This is a genomic window from Amycolatopsis arida (genome assembly GCF_900115565.1).
GTDB classification, from domain to species: domain Bacteria; phylum Actinomycetota; class Actinomycetes; order Mycobacteriales; family Pseudonocardiaceae; genus Yuhushiella; species Yuhushiella arida.
The window spans coordinates 911,810-938,429 of the sequence record NZ_FOWW01000001.1 but is presented as its reverse complement, the minus strand read 5'-3'; the positions used below and the strand labels follow the sequence as shown (position 1 = coordinate 938,429).

Sequence of the window (26,620 nt, the reverse complement as noted above, 5' to 3'; positions counted from 1 at the left end):
GGACGAGCGGGGGAGCGGGCGAGCGGGCGAACGGGGGAGCGGGCGGGTAGAGAGGAACCAGCGGGCCCGCCGCCGAAGGCGCGGCCACCGACGGTGCGCCCGACAAGCAGACGCGCACCAACGAACCCCACCCGCGGATCGGCGAACCCCACCTCGTAACCCACCGCACCCTGGGGGCCATCCCCGAGTCCAGTCTATCGCTGGTCAGGGCGTCGTGGAGGCGTCGCGAGAAGATGTGGACAACTTCGGGTGTCCAGGCGGCACGAACGGTCGCCTCGGGTCGGATTTCGCCCGTTCGTGGATGGTCGGCACCGCCGTTGCCGTCATCGTTTCGACCCTCTTCGGAAGAGGGTGGCCGTTCCTCCCGGCAGGGCCAGGCTGGCGGTGGAACCGGAAAGGGACCCCTTCGGGACAGCTGCGCATCGCCTCGGTCCGCTCCGCGGCGACCTCGGTGCTCCGGGTGAGTGGCCGCGCGGGAATCCGAGGCAACCAGGAGTCCTACCCGCGCCCGGCCGGCTGGCTGCCCCCGCCACGGCTCCGCTCGGCGGCGACCAACTCGCGGGTGGCCGGTGCGACGTCCTTGGCGAAGGTCTCGGTCGACGCGGCGTCGTCGGTGGCGAGGACGAACGTGCTGACGCCGTGGTCGAGGACGAGGCCGGCGAGCTCCTCCGCCCACTGGTCCGGCGGCCCGTGCAGAAACGCGGTGCTCGTCCCGGCGAACTCGCCGGAGATGTTGAGCAGGCGCCGCACCGCCGCGGGGTCGCGGCCCGCCGTCTCGGCCGCCTCGTCGATGGCGCGGTTCATCCCGGTGAGGTCGTCGGGGCCGCCGGGCAGGTAGCTCAACGACGGGAGCCAGCCGTCCGCGACACGACCGACGAGGTCGAGCATCCTCGGCTTGTAGGCGCCCACCCAGATCGCGATGTCGTGCGCCGGTGCCGGCCCCCGCTTGGCGCCGCCGATCCGGTAGTGCCTGCCGTTCAACCGGACCCCGCCGCGCCGGTCGGCCGCCCAGACGGCCCGGATGACGGCGATGGCCTCCTCCAGCGCCACCCTGGCCTGGCCGGGGGAGAGCCGGTGACCGCCCATCGCCTCGATCGCGTCCCAGAACGCCCCGGCGCCGAGGCCCAACTCGACCCGACCGCCGCTGAGCAGGTCGAGGCTGGCGGCGGCCCTGGCCAGCACCGCCGGTTGCCGCAGCGGCAGGTTCAGCACGTTCCCGCTGAGCCCGACCCGCTCCGTGCGAGCGGCCACATAGGACAGCAGCGTCCAGGTGTCGTGGAAGCTCGGTTGGTACGGGTGGTCCTGGAAGGTGACCAGGTCTAGCCCGGCCCGGTCGGCGACGACGGCGAGGTCGACCGCGTGCCGCACCGGCCGGACGGTGGGCGTGACGAACGTGCCGAACCGAAGGTCGTGCCCGTAGTCGGTCATGATGTGCTCCCCGCGGTCGAGCAGGCGTGCCACCTGGGCGAACCCGGCCGGCCGCGGACCTATTCCGCGCCGTCTCAGGTGCCGGTGACGAGCAGGACGCCCATGGTGATCATGGTGCCGGCGACGAGCCCGTCGAGGACCCGCCACGAGGACGGCCGGGCGAAGAACCCGCTGAGCAGGCGCGCGCCGAAGCCGAGTGCGGCGAACCAGCACGCGCTGGCCAACACCGCGCCGAGCCCGAACGCCCAACGGAACGTGCCGTGCCCGGCGGCCACCGAGCCCAGCAGGAGCATGGTGTCGAGGTAGACGTGCGGGTTGAGCCAGGTCACGGCGAGGCAGGTGAGCACCGCCCGCCGCCGCGATGGTGCCGCCACGCCCCCGGCGTGCAGCGCGGAGGGGCGCACCGCCCGCCGGGCGGCGAGCGCGCCGTAGCAGAGCAGGAACCCGCCACCGACCAGGCCGACCACGGTCAGCGCCTCCGGCCACGCGGTCACCACGGCGCCGAGGCCGCCGACGCCCAGCGTGATGAGCAGCGCGTCGGACAGCGCGCAGATGACCACCACCGCGAGCACGGCGTGGCGGCGGATGCCCTGCCGCAGCACGAAGGCGTTCTGCGCGCCGATGGCCATGATCAGCGAGAGGCCGGTGGCGAACCCGGCGGCGGCGGAGAGCGGAACGGGTCCCACGCGACGAGGCTAGGCACCGGCGCGGCGGCAGTACAGCTAATGATTCTTACGTACCATTAGCGATCGTGATGAACGACCTGCCGCTGGACCACGTGCGCACCCTGCTCGCCGTGGTGGACGAGGGCACCCTCGACGCGGCCGCCGCCGCGTTGCACGTCACCCCGTCGGCGGTGAGCCAGCGGATCAAGGCGCTGGAGCGGCGCACCGGTCGGGTGCTGCTGGTCCGGGCCAAGCCGGTGCGGTTGACCGAGTCCGGTGAGGTCGTGGTGCGGTTCGCCCGCCAGCTGGCCAGGCTGGAGCGGGACACCCTCGCCGAGCTGGGTGTGGGGTCCGGTGCCGAGCCCGCCCGGCTGCCGATCGCGGTGAACGCCGACTCGCTGGCCACCTGGTTCCTCCCGGCGCTGACCCGGGTGCCGGCGGACCCGCCGGTGTGCTTCGAGCTGCGCCGGGAGGACCAGGACCGCACCACGACGCTCCTGCGCGAGGGTGTGGTGATGGCCGCCGTCACCTCGTCGCCGGACCCCGTCCCCGGCTGTGCGGTGCGCCCGCTCGGTCGGATGCGGTACCTGGCCGCGGCCAGCCCCGGCTTCGTCGCCCGGTGGCTGGGCACCGGCCACGGGCCACTGGGCCGAGCCCTGCCCGCCGCGCCGGTCGTGGTCTTCGACCGGTACGACGACCTCCAGGACAGGTTCGTCCGCACGCTCACCCGTGGGCGGCGCGGCGCCGGTCGGGTCCGGCACCACGTGCCCACCTCCGAGGGGTTCGTCGACGCGGTCGTCGCCGGGATGGGCTGGGGCATGGTGCCGTTGGCGCAGGCCGAGCCGTGGCTGCGCGCCGGCGCGCTGGTCGACCTCGACCCCGCCCGCTCGGTCGACGTGGCGCTGTACTGGCAGCAGTGGAAGCTCGACTCACCGGCGCTCGCCGCGGTGGCCGACGCCGTGGCGGCCGCGGCGTCGGCGGTGCTGGAGACCCGCGCCGGCCACTGAGGATCCTCGGTCGGTGACGAGGTGGAGCGGACCGACCGTGGGGGACGGCCGGACTCGACGCCAACGGGGCCGGGTACGAACCGCCTCTCGGCGCCGCGGTCCACCGTGGTGTCCCGTGTGGACCCGCTGGAGATCGTGGACGTGGCGGCGCCGACCCTGTCGCCGACGGCACCCGGGTGGCGTTCCGTACCCATTGGGTCGAGGTCGCCGACTACCGCGCCGCGTGGCACGTGGCGTCCACGGTGCGCGCCGGGCCGAGCGTTCGGCTGGCCGAAGCCGGTGAGCCGGTGGTGGAGGCCGGGCTGCTGGAGGGCGCGCCGCGCTACGGCGGACACGACCCGGTAATCGCCTGATCGCCGGCGATGTCATCCCGCTCGCCGAGCTGGACGGGGTGGTGCGGGCGCCGCGGTGCACCGGCGGTGACGCTCGGCTGCTGGTGCGGACCAGCCCGCCGCTGCCGGCGCCGATCCGCTCGCCGCGGGCGCGATTCGGCGCCGGCCAGCCGCCGTGGCCGAGACGGCGGAGCTCGGCGCCGGCCGGGTGGAGGTCGAGGGCGCGCTGTACGCCGCACCGTCGTCGACGGCACCGAGGTCGCCTTCGTCGACGCGTCCGAGGACGCGAACCCCTACGTCGACCCGGCCGGGGATCCGGCGTGCCGCCGGCTGGTCACCCGCCGGCACGCGCGGCCGCACCCGATAAACCACGTGGTGCCGGTGCCGTGGTGGAGCGCGGACGGCACCGGCCTGCGCTTCGCGCCCACACCGATGTCGGGGACCTGGGCAGGTGCCGGGTGCCGGCGGCTTGGAACGAGCCGCTGCCTTTCGTATACGATGTGCGGTATGCCGTTGAGAGCGACACTCCAGCTCGGCCACCCCGCACTGCGCGAGCCGTGTGCGGAGGTCGACGATCCGTCGGCGCCGGACGTGGCGGCGGTGGTCACGGATCTCCGGGACACCCTCGCCGACTGGGTGGCGCGGACCGGCTACGGCCGGGGCATCGCCGCGCCGCAGATCGGGGTGCCGTCGCGGCTGGTCTACCTCGACGTGGACGGCCCGTGGCCGATGGTCAACCCGCGGATCGTGGCCCGGTCGGAGGCCACCTGGGCGCCGTGGGACTCCTGCCTGAGCTTCTCGCTGGAGTTCTTTTGCCGGGCCCGGCGGGCGGTGTGGGTGGACGTCGAGTACCTCGGACTCGACGGCCGGCGGCGGACCGTGCACGCCGAGAACGAGCTCGGCGAGTTGCTGCAGCACGAGCTCGACCACCTCGACGGCGTTCTCGCGGTGGATCGGATGACCGATGCCTCGACGCTGTGCCTACGCGGGGAGTTCGAACGCCGCCACCGTGCCGAGAGCCCGTACCGGCGGTGAGTGCCCCACACCGGGGCGATCGGGTCAGGAGAACCGGTAGGTGAGGTGCCCCAGCGCGCACAATCGTCGGTCCGCCGCCGTGGAGACGGTGACGTCGCACCAGAAGACTCGCTCGTCGTGGGCGCGGACGCGCGCGCGGGCGACCACCGGACCGCCCGGCGGCGGGCCGAGGATGTGGGCGTGCAGGGCGATGGTCGCACCGCTCGACGATGGGCGGGGCAGCGTCCACGGGGCGCTGGTGCCGGCCAGGTCGATCAGCGTGAGCAGGGCGCCCTCGTGAATCCGGCCCGTGCCGTCGAGGTTGCGTTCCGCGGTCGCCATGCCGATCTCGACGGCGCCGTGGTCGATGCCGTGCACCCGGAGGCCGCGCCCGGCGTGGAACGGGATGGCCTGGGTCGCCCGCTCGAACTCGGCGGGATCGCCGGGCAGCGGTGCCGAGGGCTCGGCGGCGGTCATGACGGCGGCGTCGCCGTGCCGGCCGGTGGACAGGGTGCTCGACGCGCCGGCGATCACGGCGCCGTGCTCGTCGCGCACCTCGGTCTGGTAGAAGCCGAGCTCGCGGGCACGCCGGACGGTCGAGCTGGCCGCGGTGAAGGTGGTGCCCCGGCCGGCTCGGGCGTAGGTCACGTGCAGCGAGGTGGTGTACGGGGCGAGCTGGCCGTCCTCGGCGCGCAGGGTCGACTGGGCCGACACCATGGCCAGCGCGGCGATCGCGCCGCCGTGCAGGGCCCCGGAGGCGGTGTGTGGCTCGGTCACGGTCAGGACGATCTCGCCGTCCCGCCGCGCGACGCCGAGGTCGCGGAGGAACGGGCTTCCGGTGAGCTCGGCATCCTCGATCGCCATGTGTGTTGACCCTTCCCCTCAGTGCCGGTGCCGGTGCCGGTGCCGGTGGCTGTGGCCGTGGGAACGCTACTACCGCCGCCGCCGCGGTCGCACCGGTCGCGCTGGCGGGCCCGGCCACCTCGATCCTTCCGAATGTGTGGGCGGGCACCGTGGTCGAGATCACCGCGTGCTTCCAGCATGGTGGGTCCCTGCGATGTTGGAGGCGCGGATATGCGAATCACACAGGTGCTCCTGGCCGTCGTGGCGGCCGTTGGCCTGGCCACGACGTTCCCGCCCACCGCGACGGCGGCGGTGCCGCCGCCGACCCGGGGCACGTTGGGCGAGCACGACATCACCGGTACCTACGTCAGTGGACTGTCGTCCGGCGGGTTCATGGCCAACCAGTTGCACGTGGCCTACTCCGGCGTGTTCCAGGGCGCGGGCATCTTCTCCGCCGGCCCGTACGACTGCGCGCAGAACAGCCTGAACACGGCGCTCTACGCGTGCATGGACACCTGGCAGGCGCGCAGGACGCCGGCGCAGCTGGTCCAGTTGACCCGGGACCGGGCCGCGGCGGGCAGCGTCGACCCGGTGGCGAACCTGTCGGGCGATTCGGTGTGGTTGTTCCACGGCACGAACGACAACACCATCGACCGGGCGGTCAACAACGACCTGGCCACCTACTACCGCGACCTCGGCGCGAACGTCGCCTACGACACGTCGACCGGGGCCGGGCACGCGTGGGTGAGCCCGCTCGGTCCCAACGCCTGCTCGTCCACCTCGTCGCCGTACGTCAACCAATGCGGTACCGCCGACCCCGTGAGGGAGATGCTGACCCACCTGCTCGGCTCGGTGAAGCCGGCCACCACCTCGGCGCTCACCGGAACGCTCGTGCAGTTCGACCAGGGCGCCCACGTCCCCGGCGGCAACCCCGGTTCGATCAGCATGGGCAGGGAGGGCTTCGCCTACATCCCGCGGGCCTGCGAGTCCGGGCCCTGCAGGCTGCTTGTCACCCTGCACGGCTGCTACCAGTACCACGGGCTGGTCGGCGACGCGCTCATGGAAGGGAGCTACCTCAACGAGTACGCCGACACCAACGACATGATCGTGCTCTACCCGCAGGCCACCACCATGGCCGGCAACCCGCGCGGCTGCTGGGACTGGTGGGGCTACCAGTCCGCGCGGTACCCGCTCAGGAGCGGCCCGCAGCTGACCGCGGTGGTGAACATGGTCAGGGCGCTGGGCGGGGCCGGTGGCGGCACCGACCCGACGGACCCGACGGATCCGACGGATCCGACGGATCCGACGGATCCGACACAGCCCCCGCCGACCACGCCCGACTGTGTCACCGCGAGCAACTACGACCACACCGTCGCCGGTCGCGCCTACGTCCGGACGGGATCGACCTACGCCCTGGGCTCCCACCAGCCGCTCGGCCTGTGGAACACCGCCACCAGCAGCACCCTGAAGCAGACCGAACCCGGTTACTGGGTCACCTGCTGACCCGACTCGGCCGGTGACCGCACCGTGCCGCCGCCCTGCCCGACCCGTTCACCGAGCGGGTCGGGCAGGGCACACTGGGCGAGAACACCGGACGAGCGAGGGAGCGTGTCGGATGCGGGACGGCGGGCGCGAGGGGCTGGCGGCGGCGGTGGACAAGCCGAGCTCGGCCCGGGTGTACGACTACCTGCTCGGCGGGAGGCACAACTACGCGATCGACCGGCGGTTCGCCGAGCAGCAGGTGGCGATGGTGCCGGACATCCGCGAGGCGATGCGGTCGAACCGGGCGTTCGTGGGGCGGGCGGTGCGGTTCGCGCTGGAGCGTGGGGTGCGGCAGTTCGTGGACATCGGCGCGGGGCTGCCGAGCCAGGGGCAGGCGCACGAGGTCGCCGACCGAGTGGCACCGGAGGCGCGGGCGCGGGTGGTCTACGTCGACAACGAGGAGATCGCGCACGCCCACGCGCGGATCCTGCTGGACGACACGGCGGACCCGGAGCGGCACAAGGCGGTGTTCGCGGACTTCTTCGACACCGACGAGCTGTGGCGGCAGGTGCTGGCCACCGGGGTGATCGACGGGACCGAGCCGGTGTGCCTGCTGATGACCGCGATCCTGCACTTCATGCCGCCGGAGCGGGAGCCGGAGAAGGCGCTGCGCCACTACCAGGACCAGCTGTGCCCTGGCAGCGTGCTGGTGCTGACGCACGGCTGCGTCGAGATCGACGAGGAGAAGGCCCGCGCGGTCGCGGCGAACTACGCCAGGACCACCAATCCCGCGCACCTGCGCAGCCGGGCCGAGTTCACCGAGTTCTTCACGGGTTGGGACCTGGTCGAGCCCGGCGTGACGTGGACCGTGGAGTGGCGCCCGGACGGTGCCGAGCCCGAGTGGTGGGGCGGGCAGCCGGCCCGCTCCCGTTACCTCGCCGGCGTTGCCGTGAAACCGTGAGCCGCACCGCGGCGGTTGGACAGTGGACTCGTTTCGTCGGGACGCCTGACTCCGGCGCCGGTCACCGTGCGGCGAAGGCGTCCCTCCCGGCCAGGACGCGGAACGGTTCGAGCTCGGTGCGCTGGTGCTCGGCCCTGGTGATCAGCTCGTCGAAGTCGACGTCCGGGAGCCGGGAGGCGAGGCCGGCGAGGTCGCGCAGGGTGGTCCAGAGCTGCTTCTTGCCGTCGATGCCCATGGTCAGCACCTCCAGCTCGAGAAACCTGCTGAGCGGCGAGTAGCCGCGCAGCCGGCCGTTGGGCTTGAGCCGGGCCAGCCGCTCGGCGGCGGTCGCGGCGAGCGGCTTGACCGGATCGGTCCGGACCGCGAGCCGGTCCATGATCCGGCGGAACGTGTCGACGTCCTCGGCGATCGCGGTCGCCACCCGGTCCAGCGCGGCACCGAGCTCGGTACCGCGGTTGTTGCGCGCCGATCGCCGGGCCAGCTCCCGCCACGCCACACCGAGCGCGAGCTGGTCGTTGAGGTAGATGTTCAGGAACTCGGTCATGCCGGCGGGTACCCCGCCACGCGTCGATCGCAACATGGTGGCGCGCGGCCAGGGTGGGAGACGGGGTTGACGAGAGCCCGCTCCACTTGCAACTCTTAGTTATGCGCATAACTGGCCAGGGCAGGCCGCGCCGCGTGTCGCAGGTGGACATCGCGCGGCGGGCGAGCGTGACCCAGGCCGCCGTGTCGCTGATCCTGCGGGGCAAGGCGGCGTCCATCCCGAAGGAGACGCGGCAGCGGGTGCTCGACGTCGCCCGCGAGCTCGGCTACCGCGCCGACCCGCTGGCCCGGCGCCTGGCGAAGGGGCGCAGCCAGCTGCTGGGCGTGTTCACCTACGAGCGGGTGTTCAGCGTCGCCCAGCGCAGCTTCTACCACCCGTTCCTGCTGGGGATCGAGGAGGCCGCCGAGGAGGCGGGGCACGACCTGCTGCTGTTCACCAGCGCGGCCACCTCCGGACCGATGCGCAGCATCTACGCCGGCGGCGAGAACAAGCTGCGGCTGGTCGACGGCGCGGTACTGCTCGGCCGCGACGAGATCCCCGCCGAGCTGGAGCACCTGGTCGTCGAGGAGTACCCGTTCGTCTTCATCGGGCGGCGCTTCCTCGACGACGGGCGCGAGGTGCCGAACGTGTCGCCGGACTACGCGGGCGCGGGCCGCACGCTGGCCGGACGGCTCGCCGCGCTCGGGCACCGCCGGATCGCCTATGTGGGCGCCAACCCGGACCTGCCGGCCACCGCCGACCGGCTCGCCGGGCTGCGCGCGGGTGCGCTCGACGTGTCCCCGCGCTTCCCCGCGGCCGGCGCGATCTCCCCGGCGTTCGTGCGCGAGCTGCGGCGGGCGGGGGTCACGGCCGTGGTCGCCGAGAGCACCGGCTACGCCGAGGAGGTGCGGATCGCCGCCGAGCGGTGCGCGACGAGCGTGCCCGGCGGGCTGTCCGTCGCCGTCGCCGGGATCCCCGAGGACGGCGAGGAGGGCGCGCGCGGCGGCTGGTCCGGCTACGGCGTCCCCGGCCGGCTGGTCGGCCGCCGCGCGCTCGAGCGGCTGCTGGCCAGGCTCGACGGCGACGAGGGCGACGAGGGCGGCACCGTTGTCGTCGAGTGCCCGGCACACGAGGGCGGCACGCTCGCCGCGCCCGAGAACACCACAGTGGACGAAGGAACCCCACACCGGGAGTGAACACCGTCAACCCCAACACCGCCGTGCGACGACCGCCGAGCATCGACCGAGCGCCAGCGAGGGAGGAGCGGAGGCGGGAGGAGCGCGGCCAGCCAACGGAGAGGCCGCATGAGAACCCGTATCCGCTGCCTGCTCGCCGCGTCCGTGCTCGCCGTGACCGCGGCCTGCGGCGTCGGTGACCAGGCGAGTGCCGGCACGCTGACCATGACCGTCTGGACGTCGAACGAGGCGCAGCTGGCCCTGCTCGACCGGCTGGCCGACGACTTCGCCGCCGAGCACGACGGCGCGGACGTCCGGATCCAGTCCGTGCCGCAGGCCGACTACATCACCAAGCTCTCGGTGCGCCTCGCCGGGGGCGACCCGCCCGACCTGGGCTGGCTGGGCGCCCCGGACGCCGTCGGCATGGCCGCCTCCGGTCAGCTCGCCGACGTCGGCCCCGCGCTGCGGGCGGACCAGGGCTACCGGTTCGACGACTTCGTTCCCGCGGCCTTCACCAACTGGCGCGACGGCGAGGCCGTGTACGGGGTGCCGTTCTCCACCAGCCCGTTCTTCGTCATCTACAACAAGGACCTCTTCGCCGGCGCGAGCCTGCCCGACCCCGCCGAGCTGGCCGCGCGCGGCCAGTGGACCTGGGAGCGGCTCGCCGGGCTCGCCCGCGAGCTGCAACCGACCCTGCCGGGCGGCGGCTTCGTGTTCCAGAGCAACGAGGGCAGCGTCTACGGGCCGCTGTCCGTGTCGTGGCCGACGCTGGACCCGCTGCTGCGGGCCCACGGCGCCGGGTTCTACGACCCGGCCAGCAAGGAGTGCACTCTGGACAGCCCGGGTGCGGAACGTGCCATCGGCGAGCTGCACCGCATGGCCTTCGTGGACGGCACCGCCGTGCCGCCGGGCGCGCAGGCCGACTTCTACGCGGGCAACGCGGCACTGACCATCACCCAGCTGTCGCGACTGTCGCAACTGGACGGTGCCACGTTCGAATGGGGTGTCGCGCCGCTGCCCGGCGGGCCGGGTGGGCAGCCGCACGTGACGGGGCAGGCCGGGCTCGTCGTGTTCGAGCAGGCCCGCAACCGCGAGCTGGCCACCGAGTTCCTCCGGTTCCTCACCAGCGAGCGGGGCGTGCGCGAGCTCGCCCAGTTCTACCCGCCGGCGCGTCGGTCCGTCCTCGCCGACGCCGAGGGCATCTCCGCCGGCAGCGCCCTGCCGCCGGAGGCGTTCGAGACCATCCTCGTGCCGAGCATCACCGAGGGCCACACGTTCCAGTACCCGCGTGCCTGGCCGGAGATCAAGACCACGGCACAGCCACTGTTCGACGAGCTGTGGTCGCCCGCCGCGGACGTGCCCGGCGTGCTGCGCAGGCTGTGCGACGCGGTCGACCCGCTGTTGCGGCAGGCGGGGTGACGCGATGGTCGCCCCACCGGTCGCTCCCGCCCCCGGCGCCGCCGCCCCCGCCCCCAGCGGGCGGGGGCGGCGGGCGCCGCGCCGGCACCGGCCGCGCGAGTCGCTGACCGGCTACCTGTTCATCACGCCACAGGCGCTCGGGTTCACCCTGTTCGTCCTGGTGCCCCTCGTGGCGATCGTGGTGCTGTCGTTCACGCACACCGACCTGCGCTCCGGCCGCTCCGAGATCGCGGGCTGGGACAACTACCGGCGGCTGCTCACCGAGGACCCCACGTTTTGGCAGTCGGTGGCGGTCACCGGGGTGTTCGCGCTCGGGCTGGTGGCCATCAACGTCGGGCTCTCGCTGGCACTGGCGCTCGTGCTGTACCGGCGCCCTCCCGGCGCAGGGTTGTTCCTCACGCTCGCGTTCCTGTCCGTGGTCACCTCGCAGGCCGCGTGGGCGCTGGTGTGGCGGTTCCTGCTGCAGGGCCAGGGCGGCGGTGTCAACGAGCTGCTGTCGCTGGTGGGCATCACCGGGCCCAACTGGCTGTTCGAGGCGAGGCCGGCGCTGGCGGCGGTGATCGTGGTGGCGGCGTTGAAGACGGTCGGGCTCAAGGCGGTGATCTTCCTGGCCGCGCTGCGCAACATCCCGGCGGAGACCCTCGAGGCGGCGCGGTTGGACGGCGCGAGCGAGTGGCGGGTGATCCGGCACGTCGTGCTGCCGCTGATCGCCCCCACCACGCTGGTGGTCGTGCTCATCACGTTCATCGGCTCGTTCCAGGTGTTCGACTACATCCAGTTGATGACGCACGGCGGCCCCTCGCACGCCACCTCGGTGCTGGCGTTCTACCTGTACGAGCAGGCGTTCGAGCTGTTCCGGGCTGGCTACGCGAGCGCGATCGCCGTCGTCCTGTTCGGACTGACGTTGCTGCTGGTGGCCGCGCAGTGGTGGGCTCGGCGGAGGTGGGTGCACGGTGAGTAGGACGCTCGCGCGCGTGGCGCTGTACGCGTTCCTGGTGGCCCTGTCGGTCCCGCTGGTGTTCCCGTTCCTGTGGATGATCTCGAGCGCGCTGAAGCTGCCCGGCGACGTGCTCGCCTCACCGCCGCAGCTGATCCCGCGGGCGATCACCTGGGACAACATCCGCGCGGTCTTCACCTTCCAGCCGTTCGGCCGGCAGATCTACAACAGCCTCTACATCGCGACGCTGGTCGCGCTGTTCACCTGCGCGCTGTCGCTGCTGTCCGGCTACGCGTTCGCCCGACTGCGCTTCCCCGGCCGCAACGTCATCTTCTTCGTGTTCCTGAGCGCGCTCATGCTGCCGGTCGAGGTCACGCTGATCCCGAACTTCACCCTGATGAAGCACCTCGGGCTTGCCGACACGCACGTGCCGCTGCTGACGCTGCCCGTGTTCGGCGCGACCGGCGTCACCGGGATCTTCCTCATGCGCCAGTTCATCCAGTCGGTCCCGGTCGAGCTGGAGGAGGCGGCGATGATCGACGGCATGGGCCGGCCGCGGATCCTGCTGCACGTCGTCCTGCCGTTGGCCCGCCCGATGCTCGGCACCATCGGCATCATCGCGTTCCTCTACAGCTGGAACTCCTTTCTGGAGCCGCTGGTGTTCGTCAACCGCAGCGAGCTGTTCACCGTGCCGCTCGCCCTGACGGCGTTCACCGACACCAGCGGCAATCCCATCTGGGGGGTGCAGATGGCGGCCACGGCCATCTCGACCGTTCCCCTGCTCATCGCCTACCTCGTCGCCCGCCGGCAGATCACCGAGAGCCTCGCCCAGACGGGCATCAAGTGAACGGAGGAGAATGCGTTCGGGACTCGACTGCGACGTTCTGGTCGTCGGCGGCGGGTGCGGTGGGGTGGCGGCCGCGCTGTCCGCGGCCCTGCTCGGCCGCCGGGTCGTGCTCACCGAGGCGACCGGGTGGCTCGGCGGCCAGCTGACCACGCAGGCCGTGCCGCCCGACGAGAACCCGTGGGTGGAGACCATCGGGAGCACCGCGTCCTACCGGCTGCTGCGCTCGCGGGTGCGGGACCGTTACCGGGCCGACCCGCGGCTGAGTGAGCGGGCCAGGGCCGTCCGGGACCTGAACCCGGGCGAGGGCTGGGTGAGCGCGCTGTGCGCCGAGCCGGTGGTGATCCGCGACGTGCTGGCCGACCTGCTCGCGCCGCTGCGGCGGTCCGGCAACCTGGACGTCCGGCACCACCACGAGCCGGTCGCGGCCGGCGTCGACGGCGACCGCGTCGAGGCCGTCACCTTCGGTACGCCCGACGGCCCGGTGACGGTGCGCGCGGCGCTGGTGGTCGACGCGACCGAGGAGGGCGACCTGCTGCCGCTGGCCGGGTGCGAGCACGTGCTCGGCGCGGAGAGCGCGGCCGAGACCGGGGAGCCGCACGCGCTCGACGGTCCCGCCGACCCGTTCGACCAGCAGGCGCTCACCTGGTGCGTCGCGCTGGAGTTGGCCCCGGACGGCGAGCACGTCGTCGAGCGGCCCCGCGACTACGACTTCTGGCGTGGCTACCGGGCGCCGTTCTGGCCGGGACCGCAGCTGGGCTGGGCCACGCAGGAGCCGGAGACCGGCCGGCCGCTGCGCCGGCCACTGTTCGGAGTGGACGGTGAGCAGGACCTGTGGCGGTTCCGCCGGATCCGCAGCGGTCGGCTGTACGACCCGCCGCTGCCGGACGTCACGCTGGTGAACTGGCCGCAGGTCGACTACTGGCTCGCGCCGGTGACCGGGGTGGGTTCCGGCGAGCGCCGGGAGCGGCTGGCGCAGGCCCGGCAGCTGACGCTGTCGTTCGTGTACTGGTTGCAGACTGAGGCACCGCGGCCGGACGGCGGCACCGGCTACCCGCGGCTGCGGCCCGCCGGTGCGCCGCTCGGCACCGCCGACGGGCTGGCCGCCGCCCCCTATGTCCGGGAGAGCCGCCGGATCCGCGCCGAGCTCACCGTGCTGGAGCAGCACGTCGGGGTGGCGGCCCGGCCGGGGGCCGCGGGGGCCGAGCCGTTCACCGACAGCGTCGGCATCGGCAGCTACCGGATCGACCTGCACCCGAGCACCGGCGGGCGCGGCTACCTCGACATCCCCTGCTACCCCTTCCAGATCCCGCTCGGCGCGCTGCTGCCGGTCCGGCTGGACAACCTCGTCGCCGGCGGGAAATGTCTCGGCGTCACCCACATCACCAACGGGTGCTACCGGCTGCATCCGGTGGAGTGGAACACCGGCGAGGCGGCGGGCGCGCTCGCGGCGTTCGCGCTGGATCACGGCGTGCCGCCGCGGGCCGTGCGGGCTCGGCCCGACCTGCTCGCCGACTTCCAGGCGGTGCTGGGCAAGCTCGGGGTCCCGCTGGAATGGCCGGAGGACGTCCGCGGCGTCCAGCGCTGAGCGGGCCGACGGGGCCGGCCCCCTCGGTCACCCCGCCGGGGCCCACCCGCTCCCGGCGGCACACCGTCCCCATGCCCACCGTCGATGGGCTCCGTGTCCGCCGCGCCGAGCCGCGGTGACGCCGGGGGAGCGGCGGGGTCAGACGCTGCGGAGCACCGAGACGACGATGCCCAGCACGACGGCCCCGTCGCCGTCGATGACGTCGTAGTCCGGGTTCCGCGGCTCGAGGTAGACGTGGCCGTGGCGCCGGCGGTACACCTTGACGGTGGCCTCGCCGTCGATCATGGCGGCGACGATCTGCCCGGAGTGGGCCTCGGGCTGCTGCCGCACCACGACGATGTCGCCGTCGCAGATCGCGGCGTCGATCATCGAGTCGCCGCGCACCCGCAGGCCGAAGACGGTGCCGCGGCCGGTGATCTCTCGGGGCAACGTCAGCACGTCGTCGACGTGCTCGTCCGCCGAGATGGGACTTCCCGCGGCGATGTCGCCGACCACCGGCACGGGCACCGAGCCGTCGGTGTGTTCCCGTGGCGAGGACGACCGGAGGAACGCCCGCACGTCGATCGGCCGGGACACCGTGGCGCCGCGCCGCAGGAACCCCTTCTCCTCCAGGCTCGCCAGGTGCTTCGACACCGACGACGAGGACCGCAGGCCGACCGCGTCGCCGATCTGCCGGGTGTTCGGCGGGTACCCGTGCCGGACCACCCAGTCCCGGATCGTGACCAGGATCTGCTGCTGGCGTCGGGGCAGGGCCGAGGCGTCCAGGTACTCGAACACGTCGAGGTCGTCGTAGCCGGTCATCCGGGGCATCGTATCGGGCGGCGGTAGGGCTGGCCGCGGCACGGACGCCGGGTTCGCCGGAGTGCCCTCGCCCGGTGGGTTCGCCAGACGCGGGCCATGCGATCGCGCAGGCTGGCCGGCGTCGTCGTCGCGGCGGTGTCGCTCGTTTCCTCGCTCCGCTGACCGCCGGCGCGCGTGCTCGGTTCGCCGCGGGGCCTACTGGTGTGGTGTCGCGGTGGTGACGCCGGCGACCAGCGCGGTGACCGTTCGCCGGACGCGGTCGTGGACGTCGGACTCGGTGCCGGCCGTGAGGACGAGGCGGTGGAGCACGCCGACGAGCGCGGTCGCCAGTGCCTCGGGCTCGGCGGAGGTGGTGACGCGGCCGAGCCGTCGCTCGCGGGCGAGGTACTCGGAGGCGGCGCTCTCGATCGCGTCGAGGCCGGCCGCCCTGTCACCGAGGACGGCGCGGACCCGGTCGACCAGCTCCGGCCGGGAGACGAGGAGCCTGGTCAACGCCAGGACGGTCGGCAGCGGTGTCGCGTGGACGGTGTCGCACAGGTTCCCGGCGACGGTTCCGCTGCCGGCCCGTTCCGGCAGGGTCGCGGCGCTGGCGGAGACGACGAAGCTGCGGTCGACGGCGTAGGCGGCCAGGAAGTCGTCGAGGTCGGCGAAGTGCGCGTACAGCAGCCCGGTCGCGACCCCGGCCGCGCTGGTGACGGCTCGACCGCTGAGCCGGCCCGGCCCGACGCGGACGATCACCTCATCGACGGCGGCGAACAGTTGCTGCCTGATCGCGGGGATGGCAACGCCTCGGGGCACGCACCCCAGTCTAGGTGTCCGACCAGGTGCTTCCGTCGGCGTGTCGCGCGGGCGGGGGACTTGCGGCGGAGTATGGACATGTGCTCATACTGGTTTGAGCAAGTGTTCATACCTGCGTCGGGATGGAGAGAACGGTGACGGGTGTCGAGGACGGTTCACTGCGCGCGGGCAGCGCGCCCGGTGGCGCGCGAGCGAGGCGGGTGGTCGTCGCCGGCGCCGGGATTGCCGGTCTGGCCACCGCACTTCGGCTGCACCGGGCGGGGTGGGACGTGCTCGTGGTCGAGCGAGCCCCGGCCCGCCGCGGCGGCGGCTACCTGGTGAACCTGCTCGGGTCGGGTTATGACGCCGCGGAGCGGCTCGGCCTGCTGCCGGCGCTGGCTCCCCGGGATCTCGGGTCGTTCACCTCGATCCTGGTCAAAACCGATGGGCGGCGGAAGCTCACGGTTCCGGCCGCGATCGCGCACGCCGCGCTCGGTGCGCGGGCGCTCACGGTGTTCCGCGGCGACCTGGAGTCCGTGCTCTACGAAGCGGTGCGAAACGTCGTCGCGATCCGCTTCGGCACCACCGTGCGAGCGGTCACCCAGGACGCCGACGAGGTCCGGGTCGCGCTGAGCGACGGCACGTCCGAGCGGGCCGACCTCGTCGTCGGCGCGGACGGCGTGCACTCCGGTGTGCGCCGGGTCGTGTTCGGTCCCGAGCCGGACTTCCGGGTGGACCTACGGCACATGGTGGGGGCGTTCCCGCTCGCCCGGGTGCCGGAGGACGTGCCGGGTGGCGCGAGCGCCACGTTCATCGGTCCGGGGCGGACCGCGGCGGTGATCAACCTGGGCCCGGGGCGGTCCTCGGCGTTCTTCACCTACCGCAGCGCCGATCCGGAGGCCGAACTGGCGCTGGGAGCACCGCGTGCCCTCACCGCGGCCTTCGGGGACCTGGGCGGTGCCGTGCCCGGCGCGCTCAGCCAGCTCGCGGCCGACCCCGCCGCCGCCTACTTCGATTCCGTCAGCCAGGTCGTGATGGACGGGTGGAGCCGGGGCCGGGTGGTGTTGCTCGGCGACGCGGCCTGGTGCGTCACGCTGTTCGCCGGCTACGGCGCGGCGCTCGCGCTCACCGGGGCCGATCAACTCGGCGCGGCGGTGGAGGAACACGGCGACGCCGTCCCCGCGGCGTTGACCGAATGGGAGGCGGGCTTGCGCCCCGAGGTCCGCACACGGCAGGCACTGGCCCGCAAGGGGATCAGTCAGTTCGCCCCAGCTGGCAAGGCCCACGTCTGGATGCGTGACCTGACGCTCCGGGCCGTCCAACTCCCGGGGATTCGCCGCATGGTCCAACGCTCCGTGCAGCGCGCGAACCGGCCCGCGAAGCGATGACCTCCGCGGCGAGTCCTCCGGCCGCCGCTCAAGGGTTCCGTGGCCGGCTCGACCGCCCGACAGGACGTAGGGGATCCGCACCGAGGTGACGCCCGCGGGTAGGCACCCGCTCGCCGCGGCCCGCCCGAGGCAGGGACAGGACGCCGCGTGCGGCGCTCCGCGCCGCCGAGGAGCCGACCGAGCTCGCCCCGCTGGTCCACGACTGGAGCGACTGCCGGTCACCGCCCGGCGCCGACCGCTCCCGACTCGGGCTCGTCCGGTTCGGTCCACGGTCCGGGGTCGGCCCGGCCTTCTGGCCGCAGACCGCCGAGCAGGGACAGGACGATGGTCTCGACATCGCCCGCCGCGCGGTCGGGATCCTCGGCCGCGGTGATGACGAGGACCGCGTTGCAGTACAGATCGAAGACCAGCTGCGCGGCGGCGTCGACCCGGACCTGCCGGATCTCGCCGTCGGCGAGGAACCGTTCGAGGGTCGCGCGGATGACCGGCAGAGCGGTTGCCTCGTCGAGCTCGCGGACCCGGTCCCAGCCGAGCACCCCGAGCGCCTGGCGCAGGATCGACCGAGCCGTGCTGTCGGACACGTAACCGCGCAGGAACGCCCTGGTCGCACGGTGCAGCCGCGCCCAAGGGTCGCCCTCCGCCGCCATCGCGTCGAGCGCCGTGCGCATGACGGCCGACTGCACGGTCGTGAAGACCTCCGCGAAGATCTCCTGCTTGTCGGCGAAGTGGTGGTAGACCGTGCCCTTGCTGGCCCGTGCCGCCTTGCCGATGTCACTGATCGCGGTGCCGTCGAACCCGCGGGTCGCGAACAGGTCCGTCGCGGCGGCCAGGATGTCCGCCCGGGTTCGGGCGGCGTACATCTGCCGCCTGCCGCCCTTGACCTCGGTCATAGGTCGTCAGCATAATCGTTGAACCCGAGTCGCTGACCGACCCGGGGTCGGTGAAGTCGGAAGGACGTGATGGTGGTGCGGGTCGCTCGGCTGTCGTCCGGTCCGGTCCGGTACCGGGACCGCGGATCCGGACCGGTGATCGTGTTCGTCCACGGTCTTCTCGCGAACGGGACCTTGTGGCGGGAGGTCGTCGACACCCTCGGCGAGGGGTTCCGCCGCGTCTGCCCCGATCTCCCGCTCGGCGGGCATGCCCTTCCCATGCGACCCACCGCCGACCTGAGCCCCAGCGGGGTGGCGCGGCTGCTCGGGGAGTTCCTCGACGAGCTGGACCTCGCCGATGTCACGCTCGTGGCCACCGACACGGGCGGTGCCGTCACCCAGCTGCTGCTGGCGGAGGGCTGCGACCGGGTGGGACGTGTCGTGTTGACCCCGTGCGACTCGTTCGACAACTTCCTGCCGCCCTCGCTTCGGCCACTGCAGATCCTGGCCCGGGTGCCCGGCTTGGCCGAGGTGGCCGTCCAGCCGCTACGACTCGCCCGGGTGCGCCGGTTCGCGTTCCACTGGTTGAGCAAGCACCCGGTCGACGCGGCCGTGACCGCGGAATGGACGCGTCCCCTGGTGAGCGACCGGCGTATTCGCCGGGACACCAGGCGGTTCCTCGCGGCCATCGACGAGCGTGCGACGCTCGCGGCCGCCGAACGGCTGCGGACCTTCGACAAGCCGGTGCTCCTGCTCTGGCCGCGCAGGCTCCCGTACTTCCCCTTCGCGCACGCCGAACGGTGGGCCGCGACGTTCCCCGACGCCCGGCTGGTCGAGGTCCCCGACAGCTACACCTTCGTGTGCCACGACCAGCCGCGCCTGCTGGCGAACGAGATCGCACGGTTCGTCCCACCGAGCGACCGCGCCCAGGTCACTCGGCGAGCTCGGAAGGCGACGCCGTGACGCCGGCGGATCGCGTCTCCGGGCGGGCGCCGCTCTTGGCCTGCTGCACCCGCGCGTAGACCTGCGCGCGCAGCTCGGTGAACCGGGGCAGCGAGCGGGTGCCGAGCTGGTCGCGCTCGTCCGGAAGGTCGACGGCGACCTCGCTGAGGACGACGGTGGGGGAGTTGGACAGCACGAGCACGCGCTGCCCCAGGTAGACCGACTCGTCGATGTCGTGGGTGACGAACAGGACGGTGACCCCGAGCCGCCGCCACAGCGCGCGCACGAGGTCCTCGAGGTCGGCCCTGGTCTGGGCGTCCACGGCGGCGAACGGCTCGTCCATGAGCAGCATCCGCGGCTCGTAGGCGACGGCGCGGGCGATCGCGACGCGTTGCTGCATCCCGCCGGAGAGCTGCCAGGGGTGGGCGTCGCGGGCCTCGGTGAGCCCGACGGCGGCCAGCGCGTCGGCGACCAGCCGGTGCCGCTCGGCGCGGGGCACCTTCTTCTCCTTCAGCGGCAGCTCGACGTTGCGCCACACCGTCAGCCAGGGGAACAGGCTGCGCCCGTACTCCTGGAACACCACCGCCATCCCGGGCGGGGGCGAGGTCACCGGCCGGCCCTCCAGCACGACCTCGCCGGCCGTCGCCGGCAGCAGGCCGGAGACGCAGCGAAGCAGCGTGGTCTTGCCGCAGCCGGACGGGCCCACCAGGCACACCAGCTCACCACCGGCGACGTCGAAGGTCAGGTCGCGGATCGCCTCCACGGAGCGCTGGTCGCCGCGGTACACCTTCCGCAGCCCGCGGACCTCCAGCAGCGGGGTGTCCTGGCCGGCGCGCAGTGCGCGGGACGATGTCTCGGGGACGGTCATGCGGATCCTCTCCACGTCACCTGCCGGAGCGCTGCGCCTCGCGCAGCCCACGGTGCCACGACAGGACTCGGGACTCGACGATGCGGAAGGCCAGCGACAGCGCGACACCGATGAGGCCGAGCAGGATGATCCCGCTCCACATCTGCGGGATCGCGAAGCCGCGCTGGAACTGGACGATGCTGTAGCCGAGGCCGTTGCTCGCCGCGAACATCTCCCCGATCACCATGAGGATGATGGCAATGGACAGCGACTGGCGGGCGCCGGTGACGATCCGCGGGCTCGCGCCGCGCAGCACCAGCTGCGCCAGCCGGGTCCGGCGCCGGAACCGGTAACAGCGTGCCGTGTCCCGGAGCACCTCGTCGATCGACCGGACGCCCTCGACGGTGTTCAGCAGGATCGGCCACACGGCGCCGGAGACGATCACCAGCACCTTCATGCCGTCGCCGATGCCGGCGAACAGGATCAGCACCGGCACCAGCACCGGGGGCGGGATGGCCCGGAAGAACTCGAGCACGGGCTCCACGACCGCGCGCAGCGTGCGGGAGGACCCGATGCCCGCCCCGGCGGCGATGCCGACCACGAGCGCCAGCGCGTAGCCCACCCCCAGCCGCAGCAGGCTCGGCAGCACGTCGTCGACCATCCTGCTCTCGAACCACGTCTCGCCGAACACGCCGAGGATCGTGGGCAGCGGCGGCCAGTAGAAGCTGCCGCCGCCCGCGGTGGCCACCCACCACGCGGCGACGAGGACGGCCGGCAACCCGGCGACGAGCAGGAGTCGCCTGGCCCACCCGAGGACGGTCTCGCCCCCTCCTCGCCGGCGCTTGTCGGCGCCGTTGCCGGGGGTGCTGTGCTCGAGGGTTCGCTCGGGAGCTCGCTTCACGCCGTGACCTCCCCGCGGACGGAGGGATGCCAGCGCAGCACGCGCCGTTCGGTGGCCCGCACGAGCAGGTTGACGGCGACGCCGATGAGCCCGGTGACGATCACCAGCGCGTACATCGCCGCGACCGCGCCGGAGGACTGCGCGACCGCGATCGACTTGCCAAGGCCGGGGCTGCCGATGACGAGCTCCCCGGTGATCTCCAGGATCAGCGCCACGGCCGCGGCCAGCCGGAAGCCCGTCATGACGTAGGGCAGCGCGGTGGGCCAGACCACCGTGCGGACCTGGGTCCACGGGGAGAACCGGTAGGAGCGCGCGGTGTCGCGGGCCACCGGGTCGACGTCGGCGACGCCGTGCAGCACCTGCACCAGGACCTGCCAGAAGCTGGCGTAGACGACGAGGATCAGGGTGGAGCGCGGGTCGGTGCCGAACAGCAGCACCGCGAGCGGGATCAGCGCCACCGACGGGATCGGCCGGAGGAACTCGATGGTGGAACTGGTGGCGGCCCGCAGCACGGGCACGCTGCCGATCACGATGCCGAGGGTGACGCCGGCGACCATCGCGATCGCCAGCCCGGTCGACCAGCCGCGCAGTGTCGCGGTGAGCGCCGGCCAGAACGCGGCCGACCCGAGCTGGTCGCCGAGCGCGGCGGCCATGTGGCTGAACGGCGGCAGGAACCGCGCGTCGACGAGACCGGCGCGGGGCACCACCTCGAGGAGGGCGGCCAGGCCGGCGAGACCGGCCGCGCCCAGCACGACGCCCGGCACCTCGCGCCGGGTGGCGCCGGGAGGGGTCGCCGGTGACCCCGGTGTTCCCGGTGTCACCGGTGTTCCTGGTGTCACCGCAGCAGGTCCCGCACGTTCGGCTCTTTGGTGATCAGGCCGTCCCTGACCGCGAGGTCGGCCAGTCGCTGGATCGAGGCGACGTTGATCTCGGTGGGCCAGCGCGGCAGCGTGAGCGACGCGGCGGTCTCGGCGTCGATCTGGGTGTAGGTGCCCAGGATGCGGCGGGCCTCGTCCGGGTGGTCCCGCGCGTAGCGCAGCGACTCGTTCATCGCCTCGGTGAACCGCTGGACGAGGTCGGGGTCGGAGTCGATGAGCTGCTGCGAGGTGAAGTAGGCGGCGACCATCAGCTCCGGGTCCGTTCCGGCGAAGTTGGCGGCGACGGGGCGGGCCCCCTGCCGGGTGGTGACGGTCAGGAACGGCTCCACCACCCAGGCGGCGTCGACCCGGTGCTGCTGCACCGCCGCCGGCATGTCGGGGAAGGGCAGCTCGACGAACTTGATCGTGGTCGGGTCGCCGCCCGCCTGCCGAACCACCTCCCGGATGGTGGTGTCGCCGATGTTGTTCGCGGTGTTCACCGCGACGGTCCGGCCGGCGAGCCCGGCGGCGTCGGTGATGTCGCTGTCCGCTGGCACGACGACCGCGCCGAAGTCCTTCTCGGCGTCACCGGTGGTGCTGTTGCCCGCGGCGACCACCTTCAGCGGGAGGCCCTTCGATCGGGCCAGCAGCAACGAGGTCACGTTGGAGAAACCGAACTGAAACTGTCCACTCACGACACCGGGAACGATGGCCGCGCCGCCCTGCCCGCTCTCCAGGGCGAGCTCGATGCCGCGGTCGGCGAAGAACCCCTGCTCCTTGCCGAGGTAGATCGGCGCGACGTCGACGATGGGGATGACGCCGACCCTGACCGTGCCGGTGCCGTCCTGGCCTCCGGTTCCGGCGGAACCGCACCCGGCGGTCAGCGCGAGTGCCGCGCCCACGGCCAGCACCCTGAGGGACCTGGGGGACCTGAGGGGTCGTGTCATCGGGGCTCCTGCTGTCGGCCGGTCGGTGTCGGTGGAACGTAAGCAGCGACACAGCGCCGGTCAACGTGTCCCTTCCACTCAGTGGAAGCGTGAGTACACACCCGAGGCCGGTTCGTGGTCAGCCGCGGAGCTGGTCGGCGACCCTCGCCAGCAGAGACCGGGCCGCCTCGCCTTCGACGGCCGCGGACCAGAGCCGGTCGGTCAGGGTGTTGTAGATAGCGACCTGTTCGGGATCGCGGATGCGTAACTCGTCGGTGATCGTCTCGACGAACACCACGTCGTCGACGACCCAGTAGCCGTGCCAGAGCACGTGCGGCAGCTCGGTGCCCATCGGCAGGATGCCGAACCGGACGCCGGGCAGGCCGACGGCCGCGGTGAGCCGGTCGAGCTGTCCGACCATCACATCGGCCGGGCAGGAGATGTTGTGGAGCGCCGTCTCGGCCATCAGGATCTCGATGGTCTTGCCGGCCGCGTAGAGAACGCTCTGCCGCTGCATCCGGGCGCGCACGGCGTCGTCGATGTCGTCGGCGACGCCGAGGAGCCCGGACTGCGTCCGGAAGATGTGCCGGGCGTAGTCCGGGGTCTGGAGCAGGCCGGGCACGGCGGCGGCCTCCACCGCCCGGATGGTGGTCGCGGCCTGCTCGTCGAGCGCGTCTTGTTCCTGCCGGCTGCGATGGCCTTCGCGGAGCTGGCGACGCCACGACAGCTGCCGGACGCGGAGTTCGCGGAGCCGGTCACGCATCTCCGCGATCTCGTCGTCGGGCGTGTCGAGCGCTTCGAGCCAGTCGACCACGTCGGAGTCGGTGGGCGTTTGCCGGCCGCGTTCGATCTTGCTGACCTTCGAGTTCGTCCAGCCGAGGAGGTCGGCGAAGTCACGTCCGGTCAGCCCGGCCCGCTCGCGCCGGCGACGCAACTCGTCGGCGTACTCCATGCGGAGTTTCTCGAAGTCGCTCACGCTCTCCCGGCCCACTGGTGGTAGGGGACGGCGCCGGCCGACGCGCGCCGCTTCCGCTCGAGGAACTCGGCGACCCTACCTGGTTCGGTGATCAGCTCGACGCCAGAGACCCCGTGGTCACCGAAGTGGAGCACGGCGACCTGGGCGTCGTCGAAGATCCAGAAGTCCTCGCGCGGCAGGCCGAGCGCGTCGAACTCGTCCGGCGCCAGGAGCCGGATGTCCTCGCCGGCGTCGACGGCCGGCGGGGTGAGCCGGCCGAGCTCGAAACGGAGATAGTCGGTGAGGGGTTCGGTGAGCACCCGGACGCGGCCGATGGTGCGGCCGGATGCTCTGGCACCGCGAACCCACTCCGGCCAGTCGGCGTACCACGCGAGGTCGTCCGGCTCGCCGGCGAGGAACCGCCGTAGCGGCTCGGCCTCCTCGGGCTCGCGGTAGACGCCCTGGCACTCCAATCGCCAGGCGGACTCGGTGAAGGTGTCGAACAGGGCTTCGAAGTCGGCTCGCGGTGTCAGCTGCATTGGATCAGGCCGTGGTGAGGTGCTGGACGAGCGCGGCCGGGATCTCGACCGCGGTTTCGTGGTCGGGCAACCCCCGACGCTGCAGCTCGGCGAGGGCTTCCGGGTCGGTGACGCGCCACCCCTGGATGACGTAGGTGCCGCGGTCCGTGGTGAACGCCGAGGGGCAGCCAGTCTTTCCAGACTTGGTGGCGATGTGGGTGAGCTTCATCAGGGCCCTTCTCTCGCGTAGATGTTGCTCCTATTGCCCATTGAAGACCAGCGCATGGCGTCCTGTTGTCCTCCAAACGAGCGAATCCTGGCTTGGTTTTCTGATTTTTCTTGTTTGTATCGAGTTTGTTGCTTCACGGTAGGAGGGTGACGGGCAGTGGTGAAACGACGGAGGCGAGGGCAGTGAGCTTCCACGTCGATCAGCGCGGTGACAGCGAGGTCGTGGACGACCGGGAGCCGGCCGGCCCGCGGTACTACGCGTTCGACGGCCGACGGCACGTGATCGCGTGGTCGCACCAGAACCGCGACGGGGCGGTGGTGCACACCCGCTGCGGCATCGCGCACACCGCTGCCACCGAGGACGCTCGCTCGGCGCGGCGGCCGTGTGCGGAGTGCGAAGCGTGCCCACGATGAAGTCGCCACCGCGCTGGCGAGTGGCGGCGCAACAGCGTCACGTCCTCGTGGAGGAGCGCGACGGCGGCGCGATGCTCACCGGGTGCGGCTTCCTGGTCTGGCCCAACGCCTACGACGCTCGAATGGTCGACCCGCCCATCTGCATCACCTGCCGCTACCTCTACAGCGAGGACGACACCGGCCGGGCCGATGTCCGGTCTCCCTGATCCCTCGGCCGGCGTGAGCGTCAGCCCGGCCCGGGCACTCCCGAGACCCCACGCCGGCCGAGTGCTGCCGGGTACGGAACTCCCGGCAGCGGCCCCGGCGCCACGAGCGGCCGGCGATGTGGCGCCGGGGCCACTCCACTCCCACCGCTGAGGAAGACCACGAGCGCTGATCGACCGGCTACGAGCGAGCTGACCCGTCTCGCCCTCATCCGCGCCGTCCGCGTGGCGACGGTCTCGCCCGCTGGCGTCGCGGTCGGGTCATTCGGTGCTCGGCCGGGGTCGCTCGCGTCGGCGGGCGTGGGCGCGACCGTGGTGGGTGCAGTGCATGCAGGCGGCCACCATGAGGACCACGCAGGCGATGCCGACCAGCACGACGTCGGTCAGCAGTGCGGCCACCACGAGGAGCCCGCCGGCGAGGTCGAGGCCGGCGGCCAGGACGGGATGGTCCCGGGCGGCCCAGGACACCGTGCCGTCACCCAGCCGCTCGGCGAGCCGCGGGTCGGCGCGTTCCAGCCCACGCTCGATGCCCCGTAACTGCCGGTGCTCGCGGTCGAGGACCATGGGCCCGCCCTGATGTCGTCGCTGCCGCTGCCCCGAGGGCTACCCGGGTCGGCCGGTGCGAAACGGGCGGAGCGCAGCGCGGGGTCAGCCGGCGAAGACCTGGCCGTCGTCGGCGAACGCCTTGAACTCCAGCGCGTTGCCGGCCGGGTCGAGCAGGAACATCGTCCACTGCTCGCCGGGCTGCCCCGCGAAGCGCACGTAGGGCTCGATGACGAACTCGGTGCCAGCCGCACGCAGCCGGTCGGCCAGTTCGTGGAACTCCGGGATCGTCAGGATCAGGCCGAAGTGCGGCACCGGGACGTGGTGGCCGTCGACCGGGTTGTGGACCGCTCGCGGCCGGTCCGGCACCAGGTGGGTGACGAACTGGTGGCCGCGCAGGTTCCAGTCCACCCAGGTGTCCGCGCTGCGGCCCCGCGCCAGACCCAGGACCTCGCCGTAGAAGTGCCGCGCGGCGGCGAGGTCGTCGACCGGCACGGCGAGGTGGAACCGCGGGATCGGGGAGTCGGGAACGCGCATGGGCCTGCCCTCCTGCAACGACGCCGCTTTGTCGTGATGTCAACATTACGACAGGTACGGGGGTGACGAGGTGGCGGCCGATCGGAAGGATGCCCCCCTCGGCGGTCGCTCTCGATCGTGGCACCCGATTAGGCTGGGCCGGCGACGTCAGGAGTGCCCGTGACAGTGGTCTCGCCGTACACCTTCGAGGTCGACCTCGGCCGATACCGGGAACGCGGGGTGGTCCCGCCGGACACCCCCAACCCGTACTTCCACATGTTCCTCCTCGACCACGGCCGCGCTCCCGGCGTCCGCGCCGTGGCGGACCGGTACCGCGGCACGCATCCCGCGGAGGAGACCTGCCCGAACGGTATCGCCGTCCGGAGCACACCCGCGGAGAAGCGGCGCTGGATCAACACCCAGCACGCCGTGCTGACCGCGTTGCGCAAGGCCGCGGAGGAGCTCGTCCGTGAGCTCGACTCCGCGACGGCGGTCGCAACCGAGGCACTGCACCGCTGCGATGCCGCGTTCCAGGCGGTCGGCGAGGAGCACGAGCCGGTGTGGCTGGAGATCTGGGGCCGGATCGACGAGGCCCAGTCGCGGGCGCCGTGGCCGGTCGAGCGCCCCGACACCCCGCAGCGCCGGGCGCAACGCGAGTACAACCAGAGGTACGGAAGCGGCTACAGCTCCGGCTGAGGCGCGGGCTCCTCCGGCTGC

At 72.8% G+C, this 26,620-nt stretch carries 31 protein-coding genes; 15 read left to right on the top strand and 16 right to left on the bottom strand.

The annotated features are described in order from the left end of the window. Positions 1 to 498 precede the first annotated feature (498 nt). A complete protein-coding gene (locus BM051_RS04425; RefSeq protein WP_092528538.1) occupies positions 499 to 1,428 on the bottom strand; it encodes an LLM class flavin-dependent oxidoreductase in 930 nt (309 codons plus the stop codon). A 74-nt stretch (positions 1,429 to 1,502) separates the two neighbouring features. Beyond that, positions 1,503 to 2,114, bottom strand: a complete 612-nt coding sequence (locus BM051_RS04420) for a LysE/ArgO family amino acid transporter (RefSeq protein ID WP_243859544.1) — start codon at positions 2,112 to 2,114, stop codon at positions 1,503 to 1,505. Positions 2,115 to 2,182: 68 nt separating this feature from the next. On the opposite strand from BM051_RS04420, the gene BM051_RS04415 reads away from it, so the two are divergent. From BM051_RS04415 to BM051_RS04410, 3 genes are all read left to right on the top strand, one after another. Further along, entirely contained in the window at positions 2,183 to 3,100 is a 918-nt protein-coding gene (locus BM051_RS04415; RefSeq protein WP_092528169.1) for a LysR family transcriptional regulator ArgP, read from the top strand. Positions 3,101 to 3,276: 176 nt separating this feature from the next. Continuing rightward, positions 3,277 to 3,453: a hypothetical protein gene (locus BM051_RS28920; protein WP_166677723.1), complete on the top strand. Its 177-nt coding sequence runs from the start codon at positions 3,277 to 3,279 to the stop codon at positions 3,451 to 3,453. 486 nt (positions 3,454 to 3,939) lie between these two features. Beyond that, the gene (locus tag BM051_RS04410) at positions 3,940 to 4,467 is read left to right on the top strand and encodes a peptide deformylase (RefSeq protein ID WP_092528167.1); all 528 of its coding nucleotides are present in this window, start codon (positions 3,940 to 3,942) and stop codon (positions 4,465 to 4,467) included. 24 nt (positions 4,468 to 4,491) lie between these two features. On the opposite strand, the gene BM051_RS04405 is transcribed toward BM051_RS04410, so the two are convergent. After that, positions 4,492 to 5,310: a hotdog fold thioesterase gene (locus tag BM051_RS04405; RefSeq protein WP_092528165.1), complete on the bottom strand. Its 819-nt coding sequence runs from the start codon at positions 5,308 to 5,310 to the stop codon at positions 4,492 to 4,494. 210 nt (positions 5,311 to 5,520) lie between these two features. Between BM051_RS04405 and BM051_RS04400 the strand changes: the two genes are divergently transcribed. Continuing rightward, positions 5,521 to 6,792 carry an extracellular catalytic domain type 2 short-chain-length polyhydroxyalkanoate depolymerase gene (locus tag BM051_RS04400; protein ID WP_177216885.1) on the top strand — a complete coding sequence of 424 codons (1,272 nt, stop codon included), beginning with the start codon at positions 5,521 to 5,523 and terminating at the stop codon, positions 6,790 to 6,792. 112 nt (positions 6,793 to 6,904) lie between these two features. Then, positions 6,905 to 7,732, top strand: a complete 828-nt coding sequence (locus BM051_RS04395; RefSeq protein WP_092528161.1) for an SAM-dependent methyltransferase — start codon at positions 6,905 to 6,907, stop codon at positions 7,730 to 7,732. 61 nt (positions 7,733 to 7,793) lie between these two features. Here BM051_RS04395 and BM051_RS04390 read toward each other — a convergent pair whose 3' ends face one another. Beyond that, positions 7,794 to 8,276, bottom strand: coding sequence for a hypothetical protein (locus tag BM051_RS04390; protein WP_092528159.1), 483 nt, complete (start codon positions 8,274 to 8,276; stop codon positions 7,794 to 7,796). Between the two features lie 134 nt (positions 8,277 to 8,410). Here BM051_RS04390 and BM051_RS04385 point away from each other — a divergent pair, with 134 nt between their 5' ends. The 5 genes from BM051_RS04385 to BM051_RS04365 all read left to right on the top strand — a co-directional run bounded on the left by BM051_RS04385 (position 8,411) and on the right by BM051_RS04365 (position 14,218). Then, positions 8,411 to 9,451 carry a LacI family DNA-binding transcriptional regulator gene (locus BM051_RS04385; RefSeq protein WP_166677721.1) on the top strand — a complete coding sequence of 347 codons (1,041 nt, stop codon included), beginning with the start codon at positions 8,411 to 8,413 and terminating at the stop codon, positions 9,449 to 9,451. A gap of 108 nt (positions 9,452 to 9,559) precedes the next feature. Next, entirely contained in the window at positions 9,560 to 10,849 is a 1,290-nt protein-coding gene (locus BM051_RS04380; protein WP_092528155.1) for an ABC transporter substrate-binding protein, read from the top strand. A gap of 4 nt (positions 10,850 to 10,853) precedes the next feature. Next, positions 10,854 to 11,810, top strand: a complete 957-nt coding sequence (locus BM051_RS04375; RefSeq protein ID WP_092528153.1) for a carbohydrate ABC transporter permease — start codon at positions 10,854 to 10,856, stop codon at positions 11,808 to 11,810. Further along, positions 11,803 to 12,633 carry a carbohydrate ABC transporter permease gene (locus tag BM051_RS04370; protein WP_092528151.1) on the top strand — a complete coding sequence of 277 codons (831 nt, stop codon included), beginning with the start codon at positions 11,803 to 11,805 and terminating at the stop codon, positions 12,631 to 12,633. Before BM051_RS04375 ends, BM051_RS04370 begins: the two co-directional genes overlap by 8 nt. 10 nt (positions 12,634 to 12,643) lie before the next feature. Next, a complete protein-coding gene (locus BM051_RS04365; RefSeq protein WP_092528149.1) occupies positions 12,644 to 14,218 on the top strand; it encodes an FAD-dependent oxidoreductase in 1,575 nt (524 codons plus the stop codon). A 138-nt stretch (positions 14,219 to 14,356) separates the two neighbouring features. On the opposite strand, the gene lexA is transcribed toward BM051_RS04365, so the two are convergent. Beyond that, positions 14,357 to 15,019, bottom strand: coding sequence for a transcriptional repressor LexA (gene lexA / locus BM051_RS04360; RefSeq protein WP_092528147.1), 663 nt, complete (start codon positions 15,017 to 15,019; stop codon positions 14,357 to 14,359). A gap of 195 nt (positions 15,020 to 15,214) precedes the next feature. Then, positions 15,215 to 15,817: a TetR/AcrR family transcriptional regulator gene (locus BM051_RS04355; protein WP_092528145.1), complete on the bottom strand. Its 603-nt coding sequence runs from the start codon at positions 15,815 to 15,817 to the stop codon at positions 15,215 to 15,217. 134 nt (positions 15,818 to 15,951) lie between these two features. On the opposite strand from BM051_RS04355, the gene BM051_RS04350 reads away from it, so the two are divergent. Further along, positions 15,952 to 17,184, top strand: a complete 1,233-nt coding sequence (locus BM051_RS04350) for an FAD-dependent oxidoreductase (protein ID WP_243859543.1) — start codon at positions 15,952 to 15,954, stop codon at positions 17,182 to 17,184. 218 nt (positions 17,185 to 17,402) lie between these two features. Here BM051_RS04350 and BM051_RS04345 read toward each other — a convergent pair whose 3' ends face one another. Further along, positions 17,403 to 18,074 carry a TetR/AcrR family transcriptional regulator gene (locus tag BM051_RS04345; RefSeq protein ID WP_092528141.1) on the bottom strand — a complete coding sequence of 224 codons (672 nt, stop codon included), beginning with the start codon at positions 18,072 to 18,074 and terminating at the stop codon, positions 17,403 to 17,405. Between the two features lie 69 nt (positions 18,075 to 18,143). Between BM051_RS04345 and BM051_RS04340 the strand changes: the two genes are divergently transcribed. After that, positions 18,144 to 19,016, top strand: coding sequence for an alpha/beta fold hydrolase (locus BM051_RS04340; RefSeq protein WP_092528139.1), 873 nt, complete (start codon positions 18,144 to 18,146; stop codon positions 19,014 to 19,016). Here BM051_RS04340 and BM051_RS04335 read toward each other — a convergent pair. The 7 genes from BM051_RS04335 to BM051_RS04305 all read right to left on the bottom strand — a co-directional run bounded on the left by BM051_RS04335 (position 18,985) and on the right by BM051_RS04305 (position 24,228). Beyond that, positions 18,985 to 19,863, bottom strand: a complete 879-nt coding sequence (locus BM051_RS04335) for an ABC transporter ATP-binding protein (protein ID WP_092528138.1) — start codon at positions 19,861 to 19,863, stop codon at positions 18,985 to 18,987. The two genes, BM051_RS04340 and BM051_RS04335, sit on opposite strands and share 32 nt — an antisense overlap. Positions 19,864 to 19,879: 16 nt before the next feature. After that, on the bottom strand, positions 19,880 to 20,743 hold the full coding sequence (locus BM051_RS04330) for an ABC transporter permease (protein ID WP_092528136.1): 864 nt from the start codon (positions 20,741 to 20,743) through the stop codon (positions 19,880 to 19,882). After that, the gene (locus tag BM051_RS04325) at positions 20,740 to 21,564 is read right to left on the bottom strand and encodes an ABC transporter permease (protein WP_177216884.1); all 825 of its coding nucleotides are present in this window, start codon (positions 21,562 to 21,564) and stop codon (positions 20,740 to 20,742) included. Before BM051_RS04325 ends, BM051_RS04330 begins: the two co-directional genes overlap by 4 nt. Positions 21,565 to 21,578: 14 nt before the next feature. Next, entirely contained in the window at positions 21,579 to 22,547 is a 969-nt protein-coding gene (locus BM051_RS04320; protein ID WP_092528132.1) for an ABC transporter substrate-binding protein, read from the bottom strand. A 118-nt stretch (positions 22,548 to 22,665) separates the two neighbouring features. Continuing rightward, positions 22,666 to 23,502, bottom strand: a complete 837-nt coding sequence (locus tag BM051_RS04315; RefSeq protein WP_134046164.1) for a helix-turn-helix domain-containing protein — start codon at positions 23,500 to 23,502, stop codon at positions 22,666 to 22,668. Further along, positions 23,499 to 24,020, bottom strand: a complete 522-nt coding sequence (locus BM051_RS04310) for a DUF6879 family protein (RefSeq protein ID WP_177216883.1) — start codon at positions 24,018 to 24,020, stop codon at positions 23,499 to 23,501. The genes BM051_RS04315 and BM051_RS04310 overlap by 4 nt, the downstream gene beginning before the upstream one ends. A 4-nt stretch (positions 24,021 to 24,024) precedes the next feature. Further along, positions 24,025 to 24,228, bottom strand: coding sequence for a hypothetical protein (locus tag BM051_RS04305; RefSeq protein WP_092528127.1), 204 nt, complete (start codon positions 24,226 to 24,228; stop codon positions 24,025 to 24,027). 182 nt (positions 24,229 to 24,410) lie between these two features. On the opposite strand from BM051_RS04305, the gene BM051_RS04300 reads away from it, so the two are divergent. Continuing rightward, entirely contained in the window at positions 24,411 to 24,641 is a 231-nt protein-coding gene (locus BM051_RS04300; protein ID WP_092528124.1) for a hypothetical protein, read from the top strand. Beyond that, a complete protein-coding gene (locus BM051_RS04295) occupies positions 24,638 to 24,847 on the top strand; it encodes a hypothetical protein (protein WP_134046162.1) in 210 nt (69 codons plus the stop codon). Before BM051_RS04300 ends, BM051_RS04295 begins: the two co-directional genes overlap by 4 nt. Before the next feature lie 258 nt (positions 24,848 to 25,105). Here the strand turns inward: BM051_RS04295 and BM051_RS04290 are convergent, their stop codons facing one another. Beyond that, positions 25,106 to 25,408: a DUF3040 domain-containing protein gene (locus tag BM051_RS04290; protein WP_092528117.1), complete on the bottom strand. Its 303-nt coding sequence runs from the start codon at positions 25,406 to 25,408 to the stop codon at positions 25,106 to 25,108. Between the two features lie 84 nt (positions 25,409 to 25,492). Then, positions 25,493 to 25,924 (bottom strand): VOC family protein, encoded by a 432-nt coding sequence (locus BM051_RS04285; RefSeq protein WP_092528114.1) that lies wholly within the window; start codon positions 25,922 to 25,924, stop codon positions 25,493 to 25,495. Positions 25,925 to 26,083: 159 nt separating this feature from the next. Here BM051_RS04285 and BM051_RS04280 point away from each other — a divergent pair, with 159 nt between their 5' ends. Beyond that, a complete protein-coding gene (locus BM051_RS04280; RefSeq protein WP_134046160.1) occupies positions 26,084 to 26,599 on the top strand; it encodes a hypothetical protein in 516 nt (171 codons plus the stop codon). Positions 26,600 to 26,620: the final 21 nt, after the last annotated feature.